This is a genomic window from Pseudothauera nasutitermitis (assembly GCF_004801295.1).
Taxonomy (GTDB): Bacteria; Pseudomonadota; Gammaproteobacteria; order Burkholderiales; family Rhodocyclaceae; genus Pseudothauera; species Pseudothauera nasutitermitis.
Window position 1 is genome coordinate 120,644 of the sequence record NZ_SSOC01000003.1, and the last position, 15,308, is coordinate 135,951.

17 protein-coding genes are annotated in these 15,308 nt (G+C 69.8%); 8 read left to right on the plus strand and 9 right to left on the minus strand.

All coding sequences use genetic code 11. The features are described 5' to 3' along the window. Positions 1–87 precede the first annotated feature (87 nt). Positions 88–861: a hydroxypyruvate isomerase gene (gene hyi, locus E6C76_RS07880; protein WP_136347700.1), complete on the minus strand. Its 774-nt coding sequence runs from the start codon at positions 859–861 to the stop codon at positions 88–90. Positions 862–1,004: 143 nt separating this feature from the next. Between hyi and E6C76_RS07885 the strand changes: the two genes are divergently transcribed. The 5 genes from E6C76_RS07885 (at position 1,005) to proB (ending at position 5,757) form a co-directional block, all read left to right on the plus strand. Beyond that, complete coding sequence (locus tag E6C76_RS07885; protein WP_168734283.1) at positions 1,005–2,693, plus strand: SulP family inorganic anion transporter; 1,689 nt, start codon at positions 1,005–1,007, stop codon at positions 2,691–2,693. An 81-nt stretch (positions 2,694–2,774) separates the two neighbouring features. After that, on the plus strand, positions 2,775–3,086 hold the full coding sequence (rplU, locus tag E6C76_RS07890; protein ID WP_136347701.1) for a 50S ribosomal protein L21: 312 nt from the start codon (positions 2,775–2,777) through the stop codon (positions 3,084–3,086). A gap of 24 nt (positions 3,087–3,110) precedes the next feature. Then, positions 3,111–3,374 carry a 50S ribosomal protein L27 gene (gene rpmA, locus E6C76_RS07895; RefSeq protein WP_136347702.1) on the plus strand — a complete coding sequence of 88 codons (264 nt, stop codon included), beginning with the start codon at positions 3,111–3,113 and terminating at the stop codon, positions 3,372–3,374. Between the two features lie 77 nt (positions 3,375–3,451). Beyond that, a complete protein-coding gene (gene obgE, locus E6C76_RS07900) occupies positions 3,452–4,627 on the plus strand; it encodes a GTPase ObgE (protein ID WP_136347703.1) in 1,176 nt (391 codons plus the stop codon). A gap of 14 nt (positions 4,628–4,641) precedes the next feature. Continuing rightward, the gene (gene proB, locus E6C76_RS07905; protein ID WP_136347704.1) at positions 4,642–5,757 is read left to right on the plus strand and encodes a glutamate 5-kinase; all 1,116 of its coding nucleotides are present in this window, start codon (positions 4,642–4,644) and stop codon (positions 5,755–5,757) included. A 113-nt stretch (positions 5,758–5,870) separates the two neighbouring features. On the opposite strand, the gene pepA is transcribed toward proB, so the two are convergent. From pepA to E6C76_RS07920, 3 genes are all read right to left on the minus strand, one after another. Then, complete coding sequence (pepA, locus tag E6C76_RS07910) at positions 5,871–6,731, minus strand: flocculation-associated PEP-CTERM protein PepA (protein ID WP_136347705.1); 861 nt, start codon at positions 6,729–6,731, stop codon at positions 5,871–5,873. A 187-nt stretch (positions 6,732–6,918) separates the two neighbouring features. Further along, positions 6,919–7,986 carry a nitroreductase family protein gene (locus E6C76_RS07915; protein ID WP_136347706.1) on the minus strand — a complete coding sequence of 356 codons (1,068 nt, stop codon included), beginning with the start codon at positions 7,984–7,986 and terminating at the stop codon, positions 6,919–6,921. Continuing rightward, on the minus strand, positions 7,979–8,878 hold the full coding sequence (locus tag E6C76_RS07920; RefSeq protein ID WP_136347707.1) for a ThiF family adenylyltransferase: 900 nt from the start codon (positions 8,876–8,878) through the stop codon (positions 7,979–7,981). The genes E6C76_RS07915 and E6C76_RS07920 overlap by 8 nt, the downstream gene beginning before the upstream one ends. A gap of 84 nt (positions 8,879–8,962) precedes the next feature. Between E6C76_RS07920 and E6C76_RS07925 the strand changes: the two genes are divergently transcribed. From E6C76_RS07925 to E6C76_RS07935, 3 genes are read left to right on the plus strand one after another with little or no spacing between them, the layout of a single operon-like run. Next, entirely contained in the window at positions 8,963–10,192 is a 1,230-nt protein-coding gene (locus E6C76_RS07925; RefSeq protein WP_230976195.1) for an ABC transporter permease, read from the plus strand. A 5-nt stretch (positions 10,193–10,197) separates the two neighbouring features. Continuing rightward, positions 10,198–11,412, plus strand: coding sequence for an ABC transporter permease (locus E6C76_RS07930; protein WP_136347709.1), 1,215 nt, complete (start codon positions 10,198–10,200; stop codon positions 11,410–11,412). Positions 11,413–11,431: 19 nt separating this feature from the next. Continuing rightward, positions 11,432–12,223: a PEP-CTERM/exosortase system-associated acyltransferase gene (locus tag E6C76_RS07935; RefSeq protein WP_136347710.1), complete on the plus strand. Its 792-nt coding sequence runs from the start codon at positions 11,432–11,434 to the stop codon at positions 12,221–12,223. 31 nt (positions 12,224–12,254) lie between these two features. Here the strand turns inward: E6C76_RS07935 and mnhG are convergent, their stop codons facing one another. The 5 genes from mnhG to E6C76_RS07960 are packed head-to-tail and all read right to left on the minus strand — an operon-like array spanning position 12,255 to position 15,306. Next, positions 12,255–12,614 (minus strand): monovalent cation/H(+) antiporter subunit G, encoded by a 360-nt coding sequence (mnhG, locus tag E6C76_RS07940; RefSeq protein WP_136347711.1) that lies wholly within the window; start codon positions 12,612–12,614, stop codon positions 12,255–12,257. Then, positions 12,611–12,934: a monovalent cation/H+ antiporter complex subunit F gene (locus tag E6C76_RS07945; RefSeq protein ID WP_136347712.1), complete on the minus strand. Its 324-nt coding sequence runs from the start codon at positions 12,932–12,934 to the stop codon at positions 12,611–12,613. Before E6C76_RS07945 ends, mnhG begins: the two co-directional genes overlap by 4 nt. Before the next feature lie 14 nt (positions 12,935–12,948). Then, positions 12,949–13,425 carry a Na+/H+ antiporter subunit E gene (locus tag E6C76_RS07950; RefSeq protein ID WP_136347713.1) on the minus strand — a complete coding sequence of 159 codons (477 nt, stop codon included), beginning with the start codon at positions 13,423–13,425 and terminating at the stop codon, positions 12,949–12,951. A gap of 1 nt (position 13,426) precedes the next feature. Continuing rightward, positions 13,427–14,917 (minus strand): proton-conducting transporter transmembrane domain-containing protein, encoded by a 1,491-nt coding sequence (locus E6C76_RS07955; protein WP_136347714.1) that lies wholly within the window; start codon positions 14,915–14,917, stop codon positions 13,427–13,429. Continuing rightward, positions 14,914–15,306 (minus strand): sodium:proton antiporter, encoded by a 393-nt coding sequence (locus E6C76_RS07960; protein WP_136347715.1) that lies wholly within the window; start codon positions 15,304–15,306, stop codon positions 14,914–14,916. The genes E6C76_RS07955 and E6C76_RS07960 overlap by 4 nt, the downstream gene beginning before the upstream one ends. Positions 15,307–15,308 lie beyond the last annotated feature (2 nt).

A 15,308-nucleotide genomic window follows, 5' to 3' on the forward strand; every position in this document is an offset into this window, starting at 1 on the left:
GCCCGTTTTCTCGAAATCCGCCCGATGCTACGCGAAAGCCGCCGGACGCCGGCATTGGGGCAATCCAGCATGGCGGCGGCCCAGGCTTCAGGCGCGCAGCCAGCCCAGCCCGGATTCGGTGTCGGCGCCCCGTGGGCGGTATTCCGCGCCCACCCAGCCGGTATAGCCCAGGCGGTCCAGTTCGGCGAACAGCCAGGGAAAGTTGATCTCGCCGCTGCCCGGTTCGCCGCGTCCGGGGTTGTCGGCGAACTGTATGTGGCCGATCTGCGGCAGCAGGCGGGCCAGGGTGTTGGCCAGATCGCCTTCCATGACCTGGGCGTGGTAGAGGTCGTACTGGATGAACAGGTTGCCGCGCCCGGCGGCGGCCACCAGTTCGGCGGCCCGCGTGCTGCGGTCGACGAAGAAACCGGGCACGTCGCGCGTGTTGATGGCTTCGAGCAGCACGGCGATGCCATGCGGCGCGCAGGCGTCGGCGGCATGGCGCAGGTTGTCGATCAGCGTTTCGGCGAGGTGCTCCGCCGTCTCGCCCGACGGCGCCAGGCCGGCCAGGCAGTTGATGCGCGGACAGCCCAGCGCGCGGGCGTAGTCGATGGCGCGCGCCACCCCGGCGCGGAATTCCGCCTCCCGGCCGGGCAGGCAGCCCAGGCCGCGCTCGCCGCCGGCCCAGTCGCCGGCAGGGAAGTTGAACAGCACCACGTCCACGCCGGCCTCGCGCGCGGCGCGCGCCACGTCCCCGGCCGGCCAGTCGTAGGGGAACTGGAACTCCACCGCGCAGAAACCGGCGCGCGCGGCGGCGGCGAAACGCTCCAGGAAGGGATGCTCCTGGAACAGCATGGAAAGGTTGGCGCTGAAGCGCGGCATGGCGGACTCCCGGACCCACGGCGGCATGGATGAAGAAGCGATTGTGCCCGCCCCCACCCGGCCCGGCCAGCCCACAACGGCCCCACGCCCGCGCAAGCCGATTTGCTACCATCCCAGCCTTCCCCGGTGCAGTTCTGCCCGCCATGCCACCACCCTTGCTGGAACGCCTGTTCCCCTTCCTCGCCTGGCCCCGGCAGTGGACACCCGCGAGCATGCGGGGCGACGTGCTGGCCGGCATCACCGTGGCGCTGGTGATGGTGCCCCAGTCGCTGGCCTATGCGCAGCTGGGTTCGCTGCCGCCCTACATCGGCCTGTACGCCGCCCTGCTGCCGGCCATCGTCGGCGCATTGTTCGGCTCCTGCGGGCAGCTTTCCACCGGCCCGGTGGCGCTCACCGCCCTGCTCACCGGCGCCAGCCTGCTGCCGCTGGCGCGCCCCGACACACCGGAATTCGTCGCCCTGGCGGCCCTGCTGGCGCTGCTCTCCGGGCTGATCCAGCTCGCCCTGGGGGCGCTGCGCCTGGGCTGGCTGCTCAATCTGCTCTCCCATCCGGTGCTGATGGGCTTCATCAACGCCGCCGCGCTGATCATCTGCCTGTCGCAGGTGCCGCCGCTGCTCGGCCTGGCCATGCCGCGCTCGGACCGCTTCCTGGCCGACCTGGCGCACGCCTTCGGCGGCCCGGCCCTGCCCCACCTGCCCTCGGCGCTGTTCGGCCTGGGCGCGCTGGCCGCGCTAGTGCTGCTGCGCCGCGCGGCGCCCCGCCTGCCCGGCGTGCTGCTGGTGGCCGCCGGGGCCACGCTGGCGTCGGCGCTGGGCGGCTTCGAGGCGGCCGGCGGACAGGTGGTCGGCCGGATTCCCGCCGGCCTGCCCGCGCTGGCCTTGCCCGCCATCGACCTGGGCGCGGCCATCGCCCTGCTGCCGGCGGCCTTCGTGATCGCCCTGGTGAGCTTCATGGAAGTAGCCTCCAGCGCCCGGCTGATCAGCGGCAAGACCCGCCAGCCGTGGAACCAGAACCAGGAGCTGATCGGCCAGGGGCTGGCCAAGCTGACCGCTTCGGTGTGCGGCGCGCTGCCGGTGAGCGCCTCGTTCTCGCGCTCGGCGCTCAACTACGCCAGCGGCGCGCGCAGCGGATTGTCCTCGCTGGTGTCCGCCGCCGTGGTGCTGCTGGCCCTGCTCTATCTCACGCCGCTGCTCCATCACCTGCCGGTGCCGGTGCTGGCGGCGATCATCCTGCTGGCGGTGGCCAACCTGATCGACTTCGGTGCGCTGACGCGTGCCTGGCGGATCAGCCGCGACGACGGGCTGGCCGCCGCGCTCACTTTCTGCGCCACATTGGCCTTCGCGCCCAACATCCAGAACGGCATCCTCACCGGCCTGCTGCTGTCGCTCGCGCTGATGCTGTATCGCGGCATGAAGCCGCGCATCGCCCTGCTCGGCCTGCACGCGGACGGCACCTACCGCGACCTGGAGCGCTTCGGCCTCGCGCATCCGCACCCCAGGCTGGTGATCCTGCGCTTCGACAGCCCGCTCACCTTCGTCACCGCCGCCACCTTCGAGGAGGGCATGCTGCGCGCCGTGCGCGCCCAGGCGGACGTGCGCGTGGTGCTGGTGTCCGGCGCGGGCATCAACGACATCGACGCCACCGGGCTGCACACCCTGGCCGGCCTGGACGAACGCCTGCGCGCACAAGGCTGCCGGCTGGCCTTCTGCGGACTGAAGAAGCAGGTCATCGACGCCCTGCAGCGCGACGGCCTGTGGCAACGGCTGGGCGACACCGCCGGCTACCGCACCGAGCAGCAGGCGCTGGATGCGCTGCTGCCCACCCTCCCGTAGGAGCCGCTTTCTATTGACGCGGAAGGCTTTTTTCACTAGAGTGCGCGATTCTTCGCAAAACCCATCAACTGGAGCAACACCATGTACGCGGTGATAAAAACCGGTGGCAAGCAGTATCGCGTCACCACCGGCGAAAAGATCAAGGTAGAACAGATACCGGCCGACGTGGGCTCCGAAATCACCATCGACCAGGTTCTCATGGTCGGCGAGGGCGAGTCGGTCAAGATCGGCACCCCGGTGGTTTCCGGCGCTACCGTCAAGGCTTCCGTGGTCTCCCATGGCCGTCACGACAAGATCAAGATCTTCAAGATGCGCCGGCGCAAGCACTACCAGAAGCACCAGGGCCATCGCCAGAACTACACCGAGCTTCGCATCGAAGCGATCTCGGCCTAAGTCAGGACCAGGAGGTAATACGTCATGGCACACAAAAAAGCTGGCGGCAGTTCCCGTAACGGTCGCGACTCAGAATCAAAACGACTCGGCGTGAAGCGCTACGGCGGTCAACAAGTGCTCGCCGGCAACATCATCGTTCGCCAGCGCGGCACCCAGTACCACCCGGGCGAAAACGTCGGCATCGGCAAGGATCACACCCTGTTCGCACTGAAGGACGGCGTGGTGCAGTTCTCCGTGAAGGGTGCGTTCAAGCGCCGTACCGTCACCATCGTTCCCGCCGCGGCCTGAACGGCTTCCGGACGGTTCGAAAAGCCCTATCCTCGCGATAGGGCTTTTTTGTTTTTGGTCCCCACAGACACACACCCATGAAGTTCTTCGACGAAGCCCGCATCGAGGTCATCGCCGGCGACGGCGGCAACGGCATCGCCTCCTTCCGCCGCGAGAAGTTCATCCCGCGCGGCGGCCCGGATGGCGGCGACGGCGGCCGGGGCGGCAGCGTGTTCGCCGTGGCGGACCGCAACCTCAACACCCTGATCGACTTCCGCTACACCCGCGTGCACCGTGCCCAGCGCGGCGAGAACGGCGGCAACAAGGACTGCTACGGCAAGGGCGGCGAGGACATCGTGCTGCGCATGCCGGTCGGCACGGTGATTTCCGACCTGGAAACCGGCGAACCCATCGCCGACCTGGACGAGGACGGCAAGCGCGCCCTGCTCGCCCGTGGCGGCAAGGGCGGGCTGGGCAACATCCACTTCAAGTCCAGCGTAAACCGCGCGCCGCGCAAGCGCACCATGGGCGAGGAAGGCGAGCGCCGCGCGCTGCGCCTGGAGCTCAAGGTGCTGGCCGACGTCGGCCTGCTCGGCATGCCCAACGCGGGCAAATCGACCTTCATCCGCGCGGTGTCCGCCGCCAAGCCCAAGGTCGCTGATTACCCGTTCACCACGCTCGCCCCCAACCTCGGCGTGGTGCGCACCAGCGAGGCGCGCAGCTTCGTCATCGCCGACATCCCCGGACTGATCGAGGGCGCGGCCGAGGGCGCCGGCCTGGGCCACCAGTTCCTGCGCCATCTGGCGCGCACCCAGGTGCTGCTGCATCTGGTGGACCTCGCCCCCTTCGACCCGGAAGCCGATCCGGTGCGCGACGCCCTGGCCATCGTCGAGGAACTGCGCAAGTACGACGAAGAACTGTACGCCAAGCCGCGCTGGCTGGCGCTCAACAAGCTCGACCTGATTCCGCAGGAAGAACGCGCCGAACGCGTCGCCGCCTTTCTCGCGGCCTACGGCCCGGTGGAGCGCCACTTCGAGATCTCCGCGCTCAAGGGCGACGGCTGCCAGGCGCTGATCTTCGCCCTGCAGGACGCCGTCGACGCCCGGCGGCAGCAGCAGGAAGCCGAGCGCGCCGAACGCCGCGCCGCCTTCGAGGCCCAGCAGGCTGCGCTGCTGGCCGAACGCGCCCGGCCGGCGGAAGTCCCTGCCGAGGACGACGCGGCCTGGCAGGACGACGAAAACCTCCCGGCGGGCGACGATCGGGAACGCGACTGAACGCCACGGACATCATGAGAGCCAAGATCCGCAATGCCCGCCGGCTGGTGGTCAAGGTCGGCAGTGCCCTGGTGACCAACGACGGCGCCGGGCTGGACAAACAGGCCATGGCCGACTGGGCGCGGCAGATCGCCGCGCTGCGCGAGGCCGGCAAGAAGGTCGCGCTGGTGTCCTCCGGCGCCATCGCCGCCGGCATCCAGCGCCTGGGCTGGGTGAAGCGCCCGCACGAGATGCACCGCCTGCAGGCCGCCGCCGCAGTCGGCCAGATGGGCCTGGTGGAAGCCTATGAGGAGGCCTTCGCGCGCCACAATCTCCACACCGCACAGATCCTGCTGACCCACGACGATCTGTCCGACCGCAAGCGCTACCTCAACGCGCGCTCCACGCTGAACACCCTGCTCGACCTGGGCGTGGTGCCGATCATCAACGAGAACGACACCATCGTCACCGACGAGATCAAGTTCGGCGACAACGACACCCTGGGCGCGCTGGTCGCCAACCTGATCGAAGCCGACGCGCTGATCATCCTGACCGACCAGAAGGGCCTGTACACCGCCGACCCGCGCCGCGACCCGGCCGCCGAGCTGATTTCCGAAGGCCGTGCCGAGGATCGCGGCTACGAGGCCATGGCCGGCGGCGCCGGCAGCGGCATCAGCAAGGGCGGCATGATCACCAAGGTGCGTGCCGCCCAGCGCGCAGCGCGCAGCGGCGCGCATACCTGCATCGCCAGCGGCCGCGAGGCCGACGCCCTGCTGCGCGTGGGCAGCGGCGAAACGCTGGGCACCCTGCTGTACGCCGGCAGCACGCCGCTGCAGGCGCGCAAGCAATGGCTGGCCGACCACCTGCAACTGGCCGGCAGCCTGGTACTGGACGAAGGCGCGGCCGCCGCCCTGCGCGGCGGACGAAGCCTGCTGCCGGTGGGCGTGCTGGAAGTGCGCGGGGAATTCGAGCGCGGCGCGGCCGTTTCCCTGCACGACGCCGCCGGCGAGGAACTCGGACGCGGACTGATCAACTACAACAGCACCGAGGCGCGGCGCATCGCGCGCAAGGCCAGTTCCGAGATCGAGGCCACGCTGGGCTATGGCGGCGAAGCGGAACTGATCCATCGCGACAACATGGTGGTGCGCTGAGCGCGCGATCCACCCGGTAAACGCGACCGGGGAGCCTTACGGCTCCCCGGTCTCCCCTGCTCTTCTTTTTGCGGCGCTCTATGGCGCCGTTTTCGCTTCTGTCGGGCTGGGGGTCAGGCCATCAGGCCTCCGGCCGTACGCTCCCGGCGGCGCACCAGCGCCAGGCCGAGCAGACCGACACCGATCAGCGCCACGGTACCGGGTTCGGGCACGGCAAGGCGGAACTGGCCGTTGTTGCTGACGAAGAAGGAGCCGAGGTTCGGATCGTTGATCCAGGTTCCGGGCAAGCCGGTGTATTCGAAGATCTCGTCCGCAAAATCTTCATTGAGCTGGCCATTGGGAATCTGGTTGGCGTTGACCGTGGCGAAGCCGAACAGCACGCCTTCCGGGTCGTTCACCGTGTCAGCGATGTCCTGGGTCTGCGCGGCATCGTAGAAGAAGTAGCCGGGCGCCAGATAGCTGGCCTTGGCGATCAGTTCCACCTGGCCGTTGGCCACCGGAGTGCCGTCCGCATTGACCTGCAGGCCGCCGCCGGTGATGGTGAAGCTGGCGATCGGCACGCCATCGACGCCGAAGGTGCCGGTGGTGGAGCCCCACTGGCCGACCGGGATCGAATACAGATGCAGCGTGCCGCCGGTGAAGAAGGCGTCTCCGCCGAAGGTGCCGGTGCCGGAGGCGGTGAACAGCGCGGCGATCTCGTGGGTCTGGCCGACCGCATACGGCAGGCCGAAATCGTGCGAGGGCGAGCGCACCGCGCCCCACTCGTCGAAGGTGAAGGTGGTCAGGCTCGTCGGCGTCAGGGTGATGTAGGCGCCGCCGACGATATCCACGAAGCTGGTGATGCGCGTGGCGTTCCCGCTGCCGGAACCATCCGCGTCGAGATACCAGTTGGTCAGCACTGCCGAATGGGCTACTGGCGCCAGGGCCATGCCCGCTGCGACCGCGGCCGAGGCGAGAAAGGTGCGAATGCTCATGTCGATCTCCTGTTGGGGGAACCGTCTGGACCGGGGTGGATTCAGAACGCTCGCGGAGCAAGCAGCAGATTCCGTGCCACGGACCGGAAAGACCACACAAGCAAATGTTTTTATTGGATTAATTGAAGAAACAAGACCGCCAGGAAAATACCTGGAAGGCGGTGCTGTAAAGAAACCCGACGCAGCCTCAGTCCAGCATCAACGCATGCAGCGGTCGGCGTACCGAACGCGCGGACGGCCGCTCGCCCGAGCCCACCCGGCAGAAGAACACGCCCTGCTCCCCCGCGCCCAGCACCGTGTCCACGGCGCGCCCGATCCCTTGCACCGCCTCATTGACGCCGGCGTCGGCGGACATCGCCGGGCGATGCGTGGCATACCAGCGGAAGATCAGCGGCGTCATCTGCGGCTGCAGGCGCAGGTCGAGGGCCTCGGCGGTCAGCCACAGGCGCTGCATGGCGACGCCGGCGCGCACGTAATCCTCCAGCGTGCGCGGGGCCTGCTCGGCGCTCACCAGCAGGTGCGCGGCGCAGCGCAGCGCGGGCAGCAGGTCGAGCTGGATGCGCGGCGGCACCGTGCCGAGCAGATAGCGGTTGAAGAAGCGCACGCGCGTCCAGCTCCCCATCACCCAGCGCATCAGCCGTGCGGTCATCGGGTCCACGCCCACCGCGCGTTCGGGAATGCGGTCCTCGCTGTAGCGCGTGTTCCATTCGATGATTTCCCGATGCACCTCGTAGGCTTCCGGGCAGATCAACCGGATGCGCGCGCTGTCCCACAGCAGGCCGGCCACGCTGCGCCGCGCCGCCGGCGTGTCGAACAGGCGCACCGCATAGCCCGGCCCCACGGCAGCGTGCAGCGCCGCCCGCTGCGCATCGGTGAGCGGCGTGGTGCGCAGCGGGCGGCGCTGCACGCTGCGCGTCTCGATGAACGGGGCGAGCGCATCGGGCTGCAGCGCGGCATCGTCGGCCAGCCTTACATCGAACACCGGAGCGTGTGCCGGCGTATCCGCGCGCAAGGTCCATGCCGCGCGCAGCCCCTGGGTGCTGGCGGCGATGCGCAGGGTTTCCAGCAGCGCGCCGTGCGCCATGTGGCTGGCGTGGCCGTCGAAGTCGTAGAGGCACCAGCCGCGTGTGTCGTTGCCATGTACGGCGATGTGGTCGCCGGCGATGATCTGGAAACGCCACGGCTGGGTGTTGTCGCCGCTGGGCGCCCAGCGCGCCAGGTCGAGAATGCGCAGCAGAACCTCGCGTTCAGCCATGATTTCCTCCGGAAACGCGCATCTTCGCCAGTTGCCGGCGGGCGATCGCCAGGCCGATGCGCTGCAGCGGGTTGCGATGGCCGCCCGGCCGCCAGGTGCGCACGAAGCGCTGGCGGTAGGCGTCGAACTGGTAGCCGTGCGGCGCGGCGCGCACGCCGCCGCGACCGAGCAGGATGCGCAGCGCCTCGGTGGCGCTGACCCCGGCGCACAACTGGCAGGCGGCCACCGTGGACGGTCCGCGCCGTTCGGCCAGATTGACCCGCGACGGGTCGGCCAGATAGCCGCGCTGCAGCATGGCCGGCGACAGGCCGAGCAGGAAGCGCAGCGCCATCTCGTCCTCACTCTGGCCCTCGAGGCCGAAGTACTCCTCGAAGGACATGGTGTCCGGCATGAACACCAGCACCGCCGTGCCCAGCCCCAGCGGCGCCGCAGTGACCGCCGGAACGCCCAGCCGCCGGCAGGCCGCGAAAGTGGCGCGGCGGGCCTCGAAGGCGAAGAAGTCCAGGCCGTCCACGTACAGATCGACGCCGCGCAGGAAGTCGTCCAGGTTGCCCGCCGACACGCCCTGGGGAAAGCGCCGCACGTCCAGCCCGGGATTCACCTCGGCGGCCATCTCGGCCAGCACGTCCACCTTGGGCCGCCCCAGCGCGGAGACCATCGCGCCGGCCTGGCGGTTGAAATTGACCACGTCGAAGGTGTCGAAGTCGGCGATGTTGAAGGCGCCGATGCCCAGGCGCGCCAGGGTCAGCAGATGCACGCCACCCACCCCGCCCATGCCGGCGATGGCCACCCGCTTGCCGCGCAGGGCGCGCTGCTCGGCCTCGGTGACCCAGCCGACATTGCGCGAGAACGCGGCATCGTAGTCGAACCCGGAATTTTGCACGCTTGTCATCAAACGACTCCTTCAGCCGCCGCGGAAGCTGCAACTATCATAAAGAAGCGTTTCGCCCGTTGAAACCGTTCGATGAGGAAAGCCGTGTCCTCCGTCCTGTTCCAGACCCTGTCGCTGGCCGGCCGCAACCTGTTCCGCCAGCGCCGCCGCGCGCTGCTGGCGCTGGCCACCGTATGCGGCGGCGTGGTGGCCTATCTGCTGGCCGGCGGCTTCATCCACTGGATCTTCCAGGACATGCGGGAATCGACCATCCACTCTCAGCTCGGCCACCTCCAGATCACCCGCCCCGGCTATCTGCGCGAGGGCCTCGGCGACCCCTACCGCTATCTGCTCCCGGCGGAAATCCCGGATGCGCTCGCCCCGGGGCGCGACGGCATCCGCACGGTGGCGCCGCGCCTGGCCTTCAGCGGGCTGGTGAGCCGGGGCGAGGACACCGTGTCCTTCATCGGCGAGGGCATCGACCCGCAGCGCGAGGCGCCGATCACCCGCGCCATCACCATCGTCGCCGGGCGCGACCTGACCGACAGCGGGCCGGACGCCGTGCTGCTCGGCGAAGGCCTGGCCGCCAACCTGGGCGCGGCACCCGGCGACCGCGTGGTGCTGCTGGCGACCACCGCCGACGGCGGCATCAACGCCGTGGAACTGGAGGTGGCCGGGCTGTTCGCCACCATCACCAAGGCCTACGACGACACCGTGCTGCGCGCGCCCATCGAGGTGGCACGCCGGCTGATGCGTGTGGAGGGCGCCACCAGCTGGGTGGTGCTGCTCGACGACACCGCCGCCACTGCGCGCGTGGCCGACGCGCTGGGCGAGCGCCTGCCGCCCGACCGCTACGAGATCATCCAGTGGTCGGCGCTGGCCGACTTCTACAACAAGACCGTCGAACTGTTCTCCCGCCAGGTCGGCGTGGTGCGCCTGCTGATCGCCCTGATCGTCGTGCTGTCGATCTCCAACACGCTGTCGATGGCGGTCATCGAACGCACCGGCGAGATCGGCACCTCGATGGCGCTGGGCGTGCGCCGGCGCGGCATCCTCGCGCTGTTCGTCAGCGAGGGCGCGCTGCTCGGCGTGGCCGGCGGCGTGGTCGGCGTACTGCTCGGCTATCTGCTCGGCCTGCTGGTCTCGGCCATCGGCATCCCCATGCCGCCGCCACCCGGCATGGCGCGCGGCTACGTCGGGCAGATCGCCATCTCCCCCGCGCTGGCCTTCGACGCCTTCGCGCTCGCCTTCGTCACCACGCTGGTGGCGAGCCTCTTCCCCGCCTGGAAAGCCGCGCGCATGAACATCGTCGACGCGCTGCGCCATCAACGGTGACGGCCATGCTGTTCAAGCTCGCGCTGCGCAACATCTTCCGCCAGAAACTGCGCACCGCCATGACCCTGGGCGCCATCGTGTTCGGCGTCGGCGGGCTGATCCTCTCCGGCGGCTTCGTGCACGACATCTTCCACCAGCTCGGCGAAGCCATCATCCACTCACAGACCGGCCACGTGCAGGTGTTCCGCAAGGACTTCATGGAGCGCGGCACGCGCCAGCCGGAGCGCTACCTGATCGACCAGCCGGAACAACTGGCCGCACGCATCCAGGCCCTGCCCGAAGTCGACGAGGTGGCCGCGCGGCTCAACTTCGCCGGCCTGATCAACAACGGCCGGCGCGATCTGGCGATCATCGGCGAGGGCGTCGAACCGGACAAGGAAGGCCGCCTGGGCACCTATCTGCGCATCACCGCCGGCCGACAGCTCACCGACGCCGACCGCTTCGGCATCCTGCTCGGCCAGGGCGTGGCGCACTCGCTCGGCCTGGCCCCCGGCGACGCCGCCACGCTGGTGATGAACACCGCCGACGGCGCGCTCAACACGCTGGATTTCGAGGTCGTCGGCGTGTTCCAGAGCTTTTCCAAGGACTTCGACGCGCGCGCCGTGCGCATCCCGCTGGCCGCCGCACGCGAACTGATGTTCACTCCCGGCGCCAACCTGCTGGTGGTCACCCTGCAGCGCACCGAGGATACTGCCGCCGCACACGCCGCCATCGGCGCCCTGCTCGACCCGGCGCAGCTGGAGGCGCGCGACTGGCGGCAGCTTTCCGACTTCTACGACAAGACCGTGCAGCTCTACGACCGCCAGTTCGGCGTGCTGCAATGGATCATCCTGTTCATGGTGCTGCTGTCGGTGGCCAACACGGTGAACATGAGCGCCTTCGAGCGCCTGGGCGAGTTCGGCACCCTGCAGGCACTGGGCAACCGGCGGCGCGACGTATTCCGTTTGATTGTCGCCGAGAACCTCCTGCTCGGCCTGCTGGGGGCGGCACTGGGCGTCGTGACGGGCATCACGCTGGCCCTCGCGATCTCCGCCGTGGGTATTCCCATGCCCCCACCCCCCAATGCTAATGTTGGCTACACCGCTTTCATACGCGTCGTTCCAGCCACGGTGCTGCTCGCCTTCCTGATCGGCTTCGCGGCCACCGTGCTGGCCGCCCTGTTCCCGGCCCGACGGGTTTCCGCCACGCCGGTGGTCGAGGCGCTGCGGCAGAGCAACTGAACCGCTTCCGGGAGTCCCCATGCTGCTCTTCGAACGCTTCAACCTCGGGCACGGCTTCCGCAAGTACTTCCGCATCGCGCCGGCCATGGACGATGCCGCGCGTGAGCGGGTCTACCGCATCCGCCACGAGGTGTATTGCGAGGAACTGCATTTCGAACCCGAACGCGCCAACCGCCAGGAAACCGACGAATACGACGCGCACAGCCTGCACTGCCTGCTGACCACCAATTCCGACCCCGAGCAACTGGTCGGATGCACCCGCCTGGTGCTGGCGCGCCCCGACGACCCCAGCGCCCCGCTGCCTTTCGAACACGCCTGCGCGCACACGCTGGACCGTCGCATCATCGACCCCACCCGCCTGCCGCGCGAGCGCATCGCCGAGGTTTCGCGGCTGGCCGTGCGCGCCACCTACCGCCGCCGCAAGGGCGAAGCGCGCAGCGAACTGCCGATCCATGAAGAAGACTTCGGCCTCGGCGACCGCCCGCGCTTCCCCTACATCCCCATCGGCCTGTACCTGGGCGCGGTGGCGCTGGCCGCGCGCAGCGGCATCGACACCCTGTTCGTGCTCACCGAGCCGCGCCTGGCCGCGCACTTCGCCCGCCTCGGCGTGGAAATCCGCCAGATCGGCGGCGGCATCGAGCATCGCGGCCTGCGCGTGCCCTCGGTCATGGACGTGCCGGCGATCATGCGCAACATGCGCATGATCATCAAACCGATCTGGCGAGTCGTCCAGGAAGAGATCGACCGCGGCCTCGACGACTCCATGCGCACGCCGCCGCCCACGCCGCACCGCCCCGGCGACGGCGCCTGAAGCGCCGGCTTCTTCCGGCCACCTCTCCGGCCTACTCCCCCTCCGCCCGGCCGGTGCGCTGCTCCAGCGCATCCCCCATCTCCCCGGTCAGCGGCCTGACCCCGGCACGGTACGCCGCACGCGACACCGCATGCGCGGCGAGCGGCGCGGTGGCCAGCACCACCAGCAGGGCGAACAGCGCCTCCAGCGCGGCCTCCCCGCTGGTCGCCGCCACCACGCCGGCCAGTACCAGCGCGGCGCCCAGCGCCCCCGCCTTGCTGGCCGCGTGCATGCGGCTGTAGCAGTCCGGCAGGCGCAGCACGCCGATCGCGCCGATCAGCCCGAACACGCTGCCCGCCAGCACCAGCGCCGAAGCCAGCCAGGCCAGCCAGTTCGCGCCCTCGCCGCTCATGCGTCCTCTCCCGGCGCCTTGCTCCCGCGCCCGCCGGCCGCCTCGCCGCGCGCGCGGAACATCAGCATGAACGCGGTGGTGGTCAGGAAGGACACCAGCGCCAGCACCACCGCGGCGTCGAGCAGTACCGCCTGCACGGTCGACAAGGCCAGCAGGGCGACCACCGCGACGCCGAGCAGGGTCAGCGCGTCGATGGCCACCACGCGGTCCGGCCCGCTCGGCCCACGCAGCAGGCGCACGGCCACCAGCATCGCGCTCGCCGCCTGCATCGCGAACACCAGCGGCAGCACCCAGTGCGCCCCGGCCAGTTCCACCGTCATCTCCGTCTCCTCCATCAAAGTCGACCGGCGCCCAGCCAAGCCAGCAGGCGCGCCTCGATGCGGCGCACGCCGTCGGTCACCGCCGCCGCCGAATCGGTATCCAGCACGTGGATGTACAGCACGCCCTCATCCTCCGCGTAGTGCAGCACCAGCGTGCCGGGGGTCAGGTTGAGCAGGATGGACAACAGGGTCACTACCCAATCCTCGCGGCGGATCAGCGGCACCGCCACCACCGCCGGGGAAATCGCCACTTTGCCGGCCAGCACGTGGCGCGCCACGTCCAGGCTGGCGCGCAGCACCTCCAGCACGAACCACACAGCGAAGCGCAGCCCCAGTTCCACCCGCAACACGTAGCCGCGCATACCGAACAGACGCGCGGACAGCTTCATCAGCACGAACACCAGCGCGAAGGCCACCGCCACGCCCATCGGCGACAGCGCATCGGCGAAGGCTGCCAGCCCCACCGCGAGCAGTACATGCACGCCCAGCATGTCAGCCTCCCTCGCCACGCACGGCGGCGATGTAGCCGGCCGGGTCGCTCAACTGCGCGGCGGCCGCCACCGCATAGTCCATCACCACCCCGGCGCCCAGGCCGATGGCCACGGTCAGCGCCGCCAATGCAGCCATCACCGCCATCGCCGGACGCGTGCGCGCCGGCGTGCGCAGGGCCTGCGGGCCGTCCGGATGCGCCTTCAGGAAGGCCTCGTTCCAGATCTTGCTCATCGACAGCAGGGTGAACACCCCGGTCAGCAAGGCCACCCCCGCCGCCACCCAGGCGCCGATGTCGAGACTGGCCTTGACCAGCACAAACTTGGCCCAGAACCCGGACAGGGGCGGAATGCCGGCCAGCGACAACGCCGGGATGGCGAACAGGATGGCCAGCCACGGCGCGTGGGCGTACAGCCCGCCCATCGCCGCCAGGCGCTCCGAGCCGGCCATGCGCGCAGCCAGCCCGCCGACGAAGAACAGATTGGCCTTCACCACGATGTGGTGGATCAGGTAGAACACCGCGCCGGCCAGCGCCAGCGGCGTGGCCAGCGCCAGGCCGAGCACCATGTAGCCGACCTGGCTGACGATGTGGAAAGACAGGATGCGGCGCACCTCGGTCTGCGCCGCCGCGCCCAGCACGCCGACCAGCATGGTCGCGCAGGCCACCCACAGCAGCACCCCGTGCGCCGGTCCGGCCTCGGGCCAGACCAGGGTGACCAGACGGATCAGCGCATACACCCCCACCTTGGTCAGCAGCCCGGCGAACAGCGCCGACACCGGCGCCCAGGCCACGTGGTAGGACGCCGGCAGCCAGCCGAACAGCGGAAACAGCGCGGCCTTGATGGAAAATGCCAGCAGCATCAGCACCAGCGCCACGGTGGCGCCCGGCGTGGCCTCCCCGGCGCCGAACACCTCCGCCAGCCCGGCCATGCCGAGCGTGCCGGTGGCGCCGTACAGCAGCGCGGCGGAGAGCAGGAAGAGCAGCGTGGCGAGCAGGTTGAGGAACAGATACACCACCGTGCCGGACACCCGGCGCGCCCCACCGCCCAGCACGATCAGCGCGAACGAGGAAATCAGCAGGACCTCGAACCACACGTACAGGTTGAACACGTCGCCGGTGATGAAGGCCCCGCACACCCCGGTCAGCAGCCCCTGCACGAACAGGTGGAAATCCCGTCCGCCCGCCGCGTCGCCGTCGCACGAACGCGCATACACCACGGTGGCCAGCCCGACCACGCCGGTGATCGCCACCAGCGCGGCGGACAGCCGGTCGATGACCAGCGAGATGCCGTACGGCGCGGCCCAGCCACCCATCTGCCCGGCCAGCACGGTACCACCGGCGGCCACCGCCACCAGCCAGCCCCCTACCGCGCACAACGCCAGCGCGCCCAGCGTGCTCAGCACGGCCACCCGGCGCGCCTGCCGGCGCGCCAGCAGGCACAGGATCAGGGTAACGAGCGGCACCAGCACCGGCGCGACCAGCAAGGCCTTCATGCGCGCTCCCCGGACGCAGGTTTGTCGACCGGCAGATCCGGCGCGGGCGTTTCCGCCTGCGCGGTGACGCGGTCGGTCTCGGTGGTGCCATGCTCCACCCAGGCCCGCTTGAGCACCCCCAACGCAAACACGAAGAGCGCGAAACCGATGACGATGGCGGTCAGCACCAGCGCCTGCGGCAACGGATTGGCGGCCTGCGCCGGTACCTCGCCGGCGGCCACGAAGGCCGCCGCCTGTCCGCCCAGACGGCCCACCGACACCACCGCCAGATTGATCGCGTTGCCGATCACCACCACGCCCAGCACCACGCGCACCAGATTGCGGTCCAGCATCATCCACACGCCCAGCGCCACCAGGAGGCCCACGGTCGCGGCCACGATGATTTCCATTC

Excerpts from the sequence above, each read along its gene's own strand:
- hyi (WP_136347700.1), bottom strand. The coding sequence starts at position 861 with ATGCCGCGCTTCAGCGCCAACCTTTCCATGCTGTTCCAGGAGCATCCC.
- E6C76_RS07885 (WP_168734283.1), top strand. The coding sequence starts at position 1,005 with ATGCCACCACCCTTGCTGGAACGCCTGTTCCCCTTCCTCGCCTGGCCC.
- rplU (WP_136347701.1), top strand. The coding sequence starts at position 2,775 with ATGTACGCGGTGATAAAAACCGGTGGCAAGCAGTATCGCGTCACCACC.
- rpmA (WP_136347702.1), top strand. The coding sequence starts at position 3,111 with ATGGCACACAAAAAAGCTGGCGGCAGTTCCCGTAACGGTCGCGACTCA.
- obgE (WP_136347703.1), top strand. The coding sequence starts at position 3,452 with ATGAAGTTCTTCGACGAAGCCCGCATCGAGGTCATCGCCGGCGACGGC.
- proB (WP_136347704.1), top strand. The coding sequence starts at position 4,642 with ATGAGAGCCAAGATCCGCAATGCCCGCCGGCTGGTGGTCAAGGTCGGC.
- pepA (WP_136347705.1), bottom strand. The coding sequence starts at position 6,731 with ATGAGCATTCGCACCTTTCTCGCCTCGGCCGCGGTCGCAGCGGGCATG.
- E6C76_RS07915 (WP_136347706.1), bottom strand. The coding sequence starts at position 7,986 with ATGGCTGAACGCGAGGTTCTGCTGCGCATTCTCGACCTGGCGCGCTGG.
- E6C76_RS07920 (WP_136347707.1), bottom strand. The coding sequence starts at position 8,878 with ATGACAAGCGTGCAAAATTCCGGGTTCGACTACGATGCCGCGTTCTCG.
- E6C76_RS07930 (WP_136347709.1), top strand. The coding sequence starts at position 10,198 with ATGCTGTTCAAGCTCGCGCTGCGCAACATCTTCCGCCAGAAACTGCGC.
- E6C76_RS07935 (WP_136347710.1), top strand. The coding sequence starts at position 11,432 with ATGCTGCTCTTCGAACGCTTCAACCTCGGGCACGGCTTCCGCAAGTAC.
- mnhG (WP_136347711.1), bottom strand. The coding sequence starts at position 12,614 with ATGAGCGGCGAGGGCGCGAACTGGCTGGCCTGGCTGGCTTCGGCGCTG.
- E6C76_RS07945 (WP_136347712.1), bottom strand. The coding sequence starts at position 12,934 with ATGACGGTGGAACTGGCCGGGGCGCACTGGGTGCTGCCGCTGGTGTTC.
- E6C76_RS07950 (WP_136347713.1), bottom strand. The coding sequence starts at position 13,425 with ATGCTGGGCGTGCATGTACTGCTCGCGGTGGGGCTGGCAGCCTTCGCC.
- E6C76_RS07955 (WP_136347714.1), bottom strand. The coding sequence starts at position 14,917 with ATGAAGGCCTTGCTGGTCGCGCCGGTGCTGGTGCCGCTCGTTACCCTG.
- E6C76_RS07960 (WP_136347715.1), bottom strand. The coding sequence starts at position 15,306 with ATGGAAATCATCGTGGCCGCGACCGTGGGCCTCCTGGTGGCGCTGGGC.